This is a genomic window from Clostridium sp. AM49-4BH (assembly GCF_003478335.1).
GTDB lineage: Bacteria > Bacillota > Clostridia > Lachnospirales > Lachnospiraceae > Butyribacter.
Genome location: NZ_QUFB01000069.1, coordinates 1 through 10178 on the forward strand (window position 1 = coordinate 1; position 10178 = coordinate 10178).

Sequence of the window (10178 nt, forward strand, 5' to 3'; positions counted from 1 at the left end):
TATAGGAATTCTTGGTGGAATCGGTGTAGGATTTTCAGCACAATATGGCTGGCAGGCAGTATTTAACACATTTGGTGCTTTAGCCATTGCTGCAGAGACTTATGGACTACAAGGAGCGGTTAGTCTTAGAGTGATTCAAAATGTTTTTGGTGTTGTGTTTGCTTTAGCATTTTGTGTTATATTTTATTGGTTTATGTCTAAAAAAAAGGAAAGTGAGGTGACCGTACATGCAGAGTGAAGTGAATCAGGAAGAAAATTTGAATAGAATTATTACGGTTCCTAATCTTCTTTCTTTTTTTCGGCTTTGTCTGATTCCGGTAATTATATGGAGTTATTGTGTAAAGAAAAATCCTCTGTTAGCTGGTGAAATCTTATTGCTGTCTGGTCTTACGGATCTTGCTGATGGATATATCGCAAGAAGATTCCATAGGATTAGTAATTTAGGAAAAATACTTGATCCGGTGGCTGATAAGCTGACACAGGCAGCGATGTTAATCTGTCTGTTTACTCGTTTTCCGCATGTGCTTCTTTTAATCGTAATAATGGCAGATAAGGAGCTGTATATGGTAGTCAGTGGATGTCTTGTGATACAAAAGACAGGAAAAGTACATGGTGCAGACTGGCATGGAAAGATAGTAACCTTTTTATTATATGGAACTGCAGCGGTGCATATTATATGGTTCCAAATTACACCGATGGTATCAGATCTGTTGATTGGTTTGTGCGCTATAATGATGGTCATATCGGTCGCTCTGTATATTATCCAGAATACCAGGACGCTTAAGGGAGAGACTGTATAAGCAATTTTATATTACAATGACTAGAAAAATATTTAGGAGAAGATAGATATAAACAGTAAGTCAAACACACAAACTATGGAGTCTTTAGTCGGTTTAATAAAATTTTAGATAGAAAATAAATCATTCAATGTCATTTAGATAAGGTTTTTTATGACAAAAAGACAGATTGCTTATCTGCCTTATAATGCAGTATAATGGTAACGAGATTTATGCAACCCGATACATGAAATCCCTATTTCTCTTTGGACGGAGGTGGATAGGATATTTTCGATTGTACTTGACAGGTGTCAGATACTTTTGTATGAGAAGCATGGACTCTGTTTCGTTACCATCGTGTTTGAGATATGCCCTGCATATGTTTACTGCATTTGAAACGGATTTACTCTGCATCTGGAGCATAAACTGAATATACTCGCGGAAAGAAAGTTTGCGGTTCCTAGTAAAATCACTTTCCGGATTACGGCAGAACATGGAGGGAATTTCATCGAGTTCTGTGATGCAGTTGTCGAGTGTGGATTTTAAATTAGATAAGAAAAAATCAGCCATAATGAGCCTCCTTGAAATATGTTTATAATCAAGGCTTACGCAACATATATTGGCTTACTTGTCAACTGTTTTTTGTAATATTTTTAAAGTTTTTAGGTATAAAAATAGTGGCTTTCTATGACAGAAAACCACTAAAATGATGCTTAACTGAATGGCATTGCTTTATCACCACTTTGAAAATGGTTGTTTTATGGCGGATAGTCAGACAGTTTTGGATATAAGAGATGATCTGGGAGCAACCATGAATGAATGCAGGAAAGTGACCGAAAAGTACCGCACAGGACGGAGTGCATATTTACGGCTCGGACAGTTGTTTATGCGATTGTTTGCAGGACTATTATAGCAGAAAGAAGAGGTGTTCGATATGTGTACAGCAGCAACTTACAAAACAAAAGATTTTTATATGGGCAGAACGCTTGATTATGAATTTTCCTATGGGGAACAGATCACGATAACGCCAAGAAATTACGAATTTGATTTCCGGTTTGCCGGGAAGATAAAAAGCCATTATGCTTTGATCGGAATGGCATTTGTTGCAGAAGGTTATCCGCTTTATTATGATGCTGTTAATGAAAAAGGCCTTGGAATGGCAGGTCTTAATTTTGTCGGCAATGCGGCATATGAAGAGCTTTGCCGGAAGATGAAACAGAAGTCAGCCAGGTGGCACAGTTCGAGTTCATCCCATGGATCCTTACACAGTGTGCTACTGTAGCAGAGGCGAGAGAGAAGCTGGCAGCAATGAGACTGACAGGCACAGCATTCAGTGAACAGCTGCCGACAGCACAGCTTCACTGGATCATTGCAGACAAAGACTCCTGTATCGTTGTTGAGTCTATGAAAGATGGGCTGCATGTATATGATAATCCGGTAGGAGTGCTTACCAATAATCCACCATTCCCGAGTCAGATGTTTGCACTGAATAATTATGCCGGAGTATCCAGAAAACAGCCGGAGAGTACTTTTGCAGGAGTATTACAGCTTGATGCATATAGCAGAGGAATGGGTGGAATGGGAATACCTGGAGATCTTTCCAGCCAGTCAAGATTTGTGAAAGTTGCCTTTACAAAATTAAATTCGATCTCCGGTGAAGAAGAGGGTGAGAGTATAAGCCAGTTCTTCCATATCTTAGGATCTGTAGATCAGCAGCGTGGATGTTGTGAGGTGACAGAAGGCAAATATGAGATCACGATATACACGTCCTGTTGTAATACAGCAAAAGGTATTTATTATTATACGACTTATGATAATCATCAGATCACAGCGGTTGACATGCATGCGGAAAATCTGGATTCAGATCAGCTGATCTGTTATCCGCTTCTGTCCAAGGGCGAAGTCAGATGGCAGAATAAATAATACGAAAATGCACGGAGAAAGCATATCGCAGAACAACAGGAGGAAAGACCATGAAAGAAGTTAAAACACCGAAAAAACCACTGGCATATTATTATGGGATTGTGTTAATAGTGCTGATCGTATTTAATCTGGTTGTCACACCAATCCTTATGGAGCATCAGGTAAAGGAAACGGATTATGGAACTTTTATGAGCATGATCGAGAAGAAGAATATCGGTGAAGTAGAAGTTAAGGACAATCAGATCATCTTTACAGATAAAGATCAAAAAAATATTTATAAAACAGGTCTGATGAACGATCCGAACCTGACGGACAGGCTATATGGATGTGGAGCAGTATTCGCAAAAGATATCGATAAGCAGATGTCACCGATCATCAGCTTCCTGCTGACAGGGGTTTTGCCATTGATCCTTTTTATCGCACTGGGAAATTATATGGCGAAGAAACTGATGGAGCATGCCGGAGGAAAAAATTCGATGGCTTTTGGAATGGGAAAAAGCAATGCGAAGATTTATGTGCAATCCAGTGAGGGAATCCGTTTTTCAGACGTTGCAGGAGAAGATGAGGCGAAAGAAAACCTTTCAGAGATCGTTGATTATCTTCACAATCCGAAGAAGTATACCGATGTAGGTGCGTCTATGCCAAAAGGTGTCCTTCTTGTAGGACCTCCGGGAACCGGCAAAACAATGCTTGCAAAAGCAGTGGCGGGTGAATCAAATGTACCATTTTTCTCAATGTCCGGATCAGAATTTGTTGAGATGTTTGTCGGTATGGGAGCTTCCAAAGTTCGAGATCTTTTCGGACAGGCAAAGGAAAAGGCACCATGTATCGTGTTTATTGATGAAATTGATGCCATTGGTAAAAAGCGTGACGGACAAATGGGCGGAAATGATGAGAGGGAGCAGACCTTAAACCAGCTTCTTACAGAGATGGACGGATTTGAAGAAAATAATGGTGTCATCATTCTTGCTGCAACGAACCGTCCAGAGTCGTTAGATCCGGCACTTACACGTCCGGGACGTTTTGACAGACGTGTGCCGGTTGAACTGCCGGATCTTGCAGGTCGTGAAGCAATTTTAAAGGTTCATGCCAAGAAGATAAAAGCATCTGATGATGTTGACCTGCATACGATTGCACGTATGGCATCGGGTGCATCCGGTGCGGAGCTTGCCAATATTATAAATGAAGCAGCATTACGTGCTGTCCGTAGTGGAAGGACCGTTGTAAATGAATCTGATCTCGAAGAAAGTATAGAAGTGGTTATTGCAGGATATCAGAAGAAGAATGCGGTTCTTTCAGATCAGGAGAAGAAGGTTGTTGCATATCATGAGATAGGACACGCTCTGGTAGCTGCATTGCAGAGTCATTCAGCTCCGGTCCAGAAGATTACGATCATCCCACGTACCTCAGGTGCACTCGGCTACACTATGCAGGTTGAGCAGGGTGATAAATATCTGATGACGAAAAAAGAACTTGAGAATAAGATTGCTACATTTACAGGCGGACGTGCGGCAGAGGAGATCGTATTTGGTGAGATCACGACCGGAGCCTCCAATGATATCGAACAGGCAACAAAAATTGCAAGAGCGATGATCACCCGCTACGGCATGACAGATGAATTCGACATGGTGGCAATGGAAAACGTGACCAACCAGTATCTTGGCGGCGATACGTCTCTTTCCTGTTCTGCAGATACGCAGAAGGAAATTGATGAAAAAGTCGTGCAGCTCGTAAAAGCAGAGCATGAAAAAGCAAGAAAAATCCTTTCTGAAAACAGGGAAAAACTAGACGAACTGGCTATGTACCTGTATGAGAAGGAAACAATTACAGGTGACGAATTTATGGATATTTTAGACAGAAAATAATGTAGTTAATTAGATAATCAATGTCATTTAGATAAGAAAAATAGTTAGTAGTTCTGAAAAATGGAATTATTTTATATAAAGGAGCGGACAAATTCTCATTTACAGGGAGCGGAAGATTGAGCTGGATAAAATACCGATTTTTCATGCATCCTGTATTTCAAACAGTTCCTCTACCGTCATATCAAGATATTTTGCCAGACGCAGGCAGGTATCAATATTCGGAATTACATTATTATGCTCAATATTAAAGATGCTCTTGCGGCACACGCCGAGTGCGACCGCAAGGTCATCCTGACTGAGATGTTTTTCTTTGCGTATTTCCGAGATATTGTTTGTTACCATATAGCGCCCTCCATACTGATCATAAGTGGAAATCATTTCCGTGAAATAGTGTTGAGTTGGGAAAGAAGAAAGACCGGACTCAGACACAGTCTTTATTATATTCTATATGTTGTCCCATAAACAGGACTATCAGCATACTACTTTTCCAAAAATCTTAAAACTATTATTTTTTGTGATCTGGATTGGATCATATTCCTGATTCAGGGAGACAAGGAAGGTTCCTGCTCTGCTACAATCCAGCTTTTTACAGTAGGCATTGCCGTCGAGATAGAAGATACCGATCTCCCCTGATTCCAATTCTTCCGTCTGTTGTACCCACACAATCTGTCTGCTGATATAGCGAGGTTCCATACTGTTACCGTGGATTCGGATACCAAAATCTGCTTCCGGGGCGACTTCGTTTCCAACTTCGATCATTTCAAAGTTATCGCTATCAAGAAATTCTCCGGTTCCCGCAGACGCAGGAAGATCAAACAGTCTGATTTCCCGGTAAGAGGGAAGGACGGAGGTATCTTCTTTGGCATAATCTCCGGATTTGATCAGCAGATCTATGTATTCTTTCGCTTTTTGAATGCCTTCTTCGTTTAATTCGCTGAACGGATTATCCGGTGTATATTCTCCGATGAATGCAGCGTAAATATTTGTAATGCCGAGAATCTTGCAGAGTGCCAGAAACTGTGTGGCGTTCGGCTGGGTAACATTGCGTTCCCAGGAACTGATCGCTGCATGATTCATAGAGTATCCAAACTGTTTCAGTTCTTTATTTACATCGGGTTGTGTCAACCCCAGTTCTTTTCGACGATCCTGTAATATCTTTCCAATCGAGTTCATTTTATCGCCTCCGTAAGAGTGTTTTTGTCTGTTTTCTGTATATACTATATACAATCACTCATGAAAAATCAATGCAAAAATCATTTGTATGATGAAATGGGTAATATTTTACACTTGAAATAATGATAAAAATGATTTATACTGACGGCATAGAAAAAAACAGAACAAATGTTCTTCTTGGATTGGAGAGATTGATTATGGCAGACAGAACAGTGCTTCATGTGGATATGAATTGTTTCTATGCCAGCGTGGAGATGTTACATCGTCCGCAGATGCGGCATGTGCCGATGGCAGTAGGCGGTGATCCACAGGCAAGACATGGAATCGTATTGACAGCGAATTATCTGGCGAAGCGGCAGGGAGTGAAGAATGGTATGGCACTCTGGCAGGCAAGACAGGTTTGTCCGGCTATTCAATTTGTTCCGCCGAGAATGGACTTGTATCTGCGTTTTTCTAGGATGGCACATCAGATCTATCAGGAATATACAGACCTTTGGGAACCATACGGCTGCGATGAGGTCTGGATGGATGTGTCAGGAAGCTGTTCCCTTATGGGAGATGGGCTTACGATTGCTCAGGATATCAGTCGCAGAATTAAGTCAGAGTTAGGTCTTACCGTAAGTATCGGTGTATCTTACAACAAGATCTTTGCGAAGCTGGGCTCTGATTATAAGAAACCCGATGCGATCACGACGATGGGCAGAGAGGAATATCGGACGAGGCTTGGCCGCTTCCGGTGGGTGATCTTTTATATGTAGGAAAGTCTACCGAGAGGAAGCTGCAAAGCATGGGTATCCGTACCATTGGTGAGCTGGCGCAGATGGAGGAAAAGTATCTGAAATCCCGGTTTGGTAAGATGGGGCTGGTACTTCATTCTTTTGCGAATGGCAGGGATGATTCTCTGGTAAAGAGGGAACATACCCATGCCCCGATCAAGTCCATAGGAAACAGCACAACGACTCCGAGAGACTTGGAGACGGATGAAGATGTGAAGATCATCCTGTATGTATTGGCAGAAAGTGTCGCTGCCAGACTGCGGGAGAATGGCTTTAAGTGTCATGTAGTGGAAATCTCCGTCCGCGACAACGCACTACATCATTTTACGAGACAGCATAAGATAGACAGACCGACGAACATCACATCGGAGATTGCACAGGAAGCCTATCGCATTTTCAAAACAACATATCAATGGGAAAAACCAATCCGCAGTCTTGGTGTGAGAGGAGCAGAATTAACACTGGATCATGCATATGAGCCGCTTGACATATTCTGTGACTATACCCGCCTGGAAAAGCAGGAGAAAGCAGATGCTGCGGTGGATGAGATTCGGAAAAGGTTTGGATATTTCAGTATTCAACGGGGACTGATGTATCAGGATAAGCTGTTATCCTCTTTGGATGCAAAAGGTTCCCACACGGTACATCCGCAAGGATATTTTAGTTAAGAATAGGAGGCAGTTCTTTGAACGAAGACAAAATTTATGTAGATGTGAATGCCACATTTACCAAGGATGGAATGCTCCTTCCGAAAAGTTTTGTATGGGAGGATGGAGTAGAGTATGAGATCAGCAAAGTGAAAGACATCCGGCGTGCAGCCAGCTTAAAGGCAGGCGGTGCCGGGATGCGATATACATGTGTCGTAGACGGAAAAGAAGTATATCTGTTCTATGAGGACAACAATATGTGGTTCATGGAGAAATCAGCTTAAGCAGATCATGGCTTGCCATGGTCAACAGGCTTTAAGATCAGCAATGTCGGAGCGTCAGGACAGGGCGCATCGGGACTTCCGGCTCTAGTAATGGGCTTGCGAAGGTTGATTTCCCTTTCCCTTGCAAGTACAAATGTTGCGTGTTGGTAATAGCAATTTTGTATGGTAGAGGAGTTGAACTGAATTGGAGAAGAATTGGAGTACAGTGCAGTTGCATTGCAGAGAGTGTAATGCGAGGATGATGGATTACACATTGTGTCAGGACGATGACCGGATCGTCCTGCAGGGCATTACGATCAAATGCAATCGCTGCAAACGGGTAATGATGTTGAAGAAATATACAGAAGGCATGATACGGAAGCGTGCCGACAAAGGTGTGTTCCGTATCTGACAGATCTGGGATCTGTTACATAGAAACAAAATGACAAGTAAATGAACAGCCCACCTGATAAGGGCACATCAGCAATGATGGAAGCACCAGAGACGCAGGGGAAAATGTGATAAACGATTACGTTATGTAAGATCTTTGTCGATTTTTCTCTGCGTCTTTTTGTCGGAGAAAGTCGAAAGGAATATGTATAGGACAAAAAGTGTCATATATTGTCAGATATGTTTTAGAATAAGAATAATATTTTAATAGGCAAAGATTTTTACATACATAGTTACATAGCGAATTGTTGAATGAAATGTGGATGAACGCATGGAGTACTCTCTTTTGCAGAGAGGGCTGGTAACTAATGGTTGTAGAGGTCTTTTTTTATTGCCTCCGCAACAGATTCAGAAACTGAGAGGAGGTGATAATCGTGGAATATATGAATGATTATGATCCGAAAATGATTGGAAAACGTATAAAGGAAACTGCTCAGAGCAAGGGATATACAGCAGAGAAACTTTCAGAAATTACGGGGAATGGAATACACACCATAAACCGGATATATCAGGGCACTAGTATAAGCACTGAATACATTTGTCAGCTCAGTCAAGTGTTAGGAGTATCCACAGATTATCTCCTTCTGGGAAAGAAGGATCGAATGGAGGAAAAACCAAGCAGGGAAGAAATTTTCCAAATTCTTGGCGGGTTAGACGATACAAAATTGATAAAATTGGCAGGTGCAGCAAAGATTCTTTATGACATTGCGTAGGTACATATTATTTGGATGAAAATTCTAATAATATGTACCTTTTTTCTTTTCTTAACTATACAAAAACTGTGTAGTTATTTCGCTCATTCTCTACAGAAACTGTTCTTCATTTTTTCCTGGGGTTATTTTACGATAAATACAGGTCGTAAGACCGGATGACATGCGCATACATCGTAACGAAAAATATATGATGGCGGCTACATCAGGCTGCAGAAGAAGGAGTGTGTTTAAAATGAGCGATATAGAAACAACGGATGTTGATATGTTTACGATAGGAAATAATCTTCGGGAGCTTCGAGAACAGAAAAGGGTAACACAGATGCAGGTAGTTGATGTGTTGGGAGTTAGTTATACCCATTATGCAAAGATCGAAGAAGGTATGAGAGGTATGAGTCTGAAAATGCTGATAAAGTTGATCAGATATTTTGAAACAGATGCCAACACGATACTTGGAAGTGCAGCAATGGGGGTAGCGTGATGGAAGCGAGAAGAGCAAGGAGAAGAGAAAAAAAGAAACAAAGAATGGCAAGACAGGAGAATATCCCTTGCATTGTGTTTCTGGCAACGGACGAAGAATCGTTTGAACTGGCAGAAAAGAAAGAGGATCGGCAGTTGCGATACATCAATCAATATGCAGATGCACATGGGTTGATTCCTATGAAGATCGTGCGTAAGAGCTGTTTTGCCCCGTATGTTGTAAATCAAATGTATAGCCGGTGTGTTGATTGGATGCAGCAGGGAAAGGCAGAGGCTATATTGGTTGCCAATATGGAGTATCTTGCTTTGGATGAAGAGGATGCCTATCGCAAGGTTGGACAAGTAAGAAAAGCGGGTTTTCGAATATTTTCTGTGGATGATGGAGAGTTGAAAATGAATATCCGATTCCGGGCGGAGAAAGAGAGGAAGAGAGGAAGATAGGATGAAACAGAATAATATAAAGAATATATATCGTGGAGATATTATTTGGGTGGATTTGGGAGAATTTCCCGGCAGTCATAGACAATCTGGAAAAAGACCATGTCTGGTTGTCAGTACAGATAAAGGAAATGGTCCGGTATATACAGTAATGCCGGGAACCAGCAAGCAGGAAAAGAAGGCATTTCCGGTACATGTGACAGTATTTCAGAAGGATGTTTTTGGAAGGCTTGGAAAGACAACGGTTTTCATGGCAGAGCAGCTTGTAACAATAGATGACCGGCAGATTTTAATGAAAGCAGGGCATATTCCAGAGCAATCAGACATCATGCAAAAAATCAACGACCTTTTAAAGCGTCAGTTGGGTTTGGGAGAGTGATGAGATTGGAATCAGATAATATGAACATTCCAATATGGGAAAAAGCGATGTTGACGAAACAAGAAGCTGCATTATACAGTCATATCGGAATCAACAAGCTTGAAGAAATGTTAAAAGTTCCAAATTGCCCATTTGTTTTATATGTTGGAAAGAAAAAACTGATAAAACGCAGGAAATTTGAAGAATATTTGTCCGAGCAGATCGAAATATAGGATTTTACATTTGAGCCTCTTTATGATATGATTAAATTTGAGTATTGAGGCTCTTTTTGTGTGAAAGGAGCTGCAATATGGGTAAA

Annotated in this window: 12 protein-coding genes and 4 pseudogenes; 13 read left to right on the forward strand and 3 right to left on the reverse strand. The window is 41.2% G+C overall.

The window, feature by feature from the left end; genetic code table 11:
* Together DW981_RS13305 and DW981_RS13310 are read left to right on the forward strand one after the other, a co-directional pair.
* Window positions 1–238 (forward strand): annotated as a pseudogene (locus DW981_RS13305) (FUSC family protein); the annotation flags it as partial.
* Window positions 228–800, forward strand: a complete 573-nt coding sequence (locus DW981_RS13310; protein ID WP_118508060.1) for a CDP-alcohol phosphatidyltransferase family protein — start codon at window positions 228–230, stop codon at window positions 798–800. The pseudogene DW981_RS13305 and the gene DW981_RS13310, both read left to right, overlap by 11 nt.
* Before the next feature lie 207 nt (window positions 801–1007).
* On the opposite strand, the gene DW981_RS13315 is transcribed toward DW981_RS13310, so the two are convergent.
* A complete protein-coding gene (locus tag DW981_RS13315; protein WP_118508061.1) occupies window positions 1008–1346 on the reverse strand; it encodes a hypothetical protein in 339 nt (112 codons plus the stop codon).
* 160 nt (window positions 1347–1506) lie between these two features.
* Between DW981_RS13315 and DW981_RS13320 the strand changes: the two are divergent.
* The 3 genes and pseudogenes from DW981_RS13320 to ftsH all read left to right on the forward strand — a co-directional run.
* Window positions 1507–1689 (forward strand): annotated as a pseudogene (locus tag DW981_RS13320) (hypothetical protein); the annotation flags it as partial.
* A 21-nt stretch (window positions 1690–1710) separates the two neighbouring features.
* Window positions 1711–2699 (forward strand): annotated as a pseudogene (gene bsh, locus DW981_RS13325) (choloylglycine hydrolase).
* Between the two features lie 50 nt (window positions 2700–2749).
* Window positions 2750–4564, forward strand: coding sequence for an ATP-dependent zinc metalloprotease FtsH (gene ftsH, locus DW981_RS13330; RefSeq protein ID WP_118508062.1), 1815 nt, complete (start codon window positions 2750–2752; stop codon window positions 4562–4564).
* A 141-nt stretch (window positions 4565–4705) separates the two neighbouring features.
* Here ftsH and DW981_RS13335 read toward each other — a convergent pair whose 3' ends face one another.
* Together DW981_RS13335 and DW981_RS13340 are read right to left on the reverse strand one after the other, a co-directional pair.
* On the reverse strand, window positions 4706–4906 hold the full coding sequence (locus DW981_RS13335; protein ID WP_182434294.1) for a helix-turn-helix transcriptional regulator: 201 nt from the start codon (window positions 4904–4906) through the stop codon (window positions 4706–4708).
* 129 nt (window positions 4907–5035) lie between these two features.
* On the reverse strand, window positions 5036–5737 hold the full coding sequence (locus DW981_RS13340; RefSeq protein WP_118508064.1) for a S24 family peptidase: 702 nt from the start codon (window positions 5735–5737) through the stop codon (window positions 5036–5038).
* A gap of 197 nt (window positions 5738–5934) precedes the next feature.
* On the opposite strand from DW981_RS13340, the pseudogene dinB reads away from it, so the two are divergent.
* The 8 genes and pseudogenes from dinB (at window position 5935) to DW981_RS13380 (ending at window position 10092) form a co-directional block, all read left to right on the forward strand.
* A pseudogene (gene dinB, locus DW981_RS13345) lies at window positions 5935–7181 on the forward strand (DNA polymerase IV).
* Window positions 7182–7252: 71 nt separating this feature from the next.
* Window positions 7253–7444, forward strand: coding sequence for a hypothetical protein (locus DW981_RS13350; protein WP_118508070.1), 192 nt, complete (start codon window positions 7253–7255; stop codon window positions 7442–7444).
* Window positions 7445–7628: 184 nt separating this feature from the next.
* Window positions 7629–7835, forward strand: a complete 207-nt coding sequence (locus DW981_RS13355; RefSeq protein WP_118508065.1) for a hypothetical protein — start codon at window positions 7629–7631, stop codon at window positions 7833–7835.
* A gap of 421 nt (window positions 7836–8256) precedes the next feature.
* On the forward strand, window positions 8257–8586 hold the full coding sequence (locus DW981_RS13360; protein WP_243034768.1) for a helix-turn-helix transcriptional regulator: 330 nt from the start codon (window positions 8257–8259) through the stop codon (window positions 8584–8586).
* 232 nt (window positions 8587–8818) lie between these two features.
* Complete coding sequence (locus DW981_RS13365; protein WP_022024392.1) at window positions 8819–9064, forward strand: helix-turn-helix transcriptional regulator; 246 nt, start codon at window positions 8819–8821, stop codon at window positions 9062–9064.
* A complete protein-coding gene (locus tag DW981_RS13370; RefSeq protein WP_118508068.1) occupies window positions 9064–9504 on the forward strand; it encodes a resolvase in 441 nt (146 codons plus the stop codon). The genes DW981_RS13365 and DW981_RS13370 overlap by 1 nt, the downstream gene beginning before the upstream one ends.
* Before the next feature lies 1 nt (window position 9505).
* The gene (locus DW981_RS13375) at window positions 9506–9880 is read left to right on the forward strand and encodes a type II toxin-antitoxin system PemK/MazF family toxin (RefSeq protein ID WP_118508069.1); all 375 of its coding nucleotides are present in this window, start codon (window positions 9506–9508) and stop codon (window positions 9878–9880) included.
* 20 nt (window positions 9881–9900) lie between these two features.
* A complete protein-coding gene (locus DW981_RS13380) occupies window positions 9901–10092 on the forward strand; it encodes an excisionase (protein WP_118508071.1) in 192 nt (63 codons plus the stop codon).
* The last annotated feature ends 86 nt before the right edge of the window (window positions 10093–10178 follow it).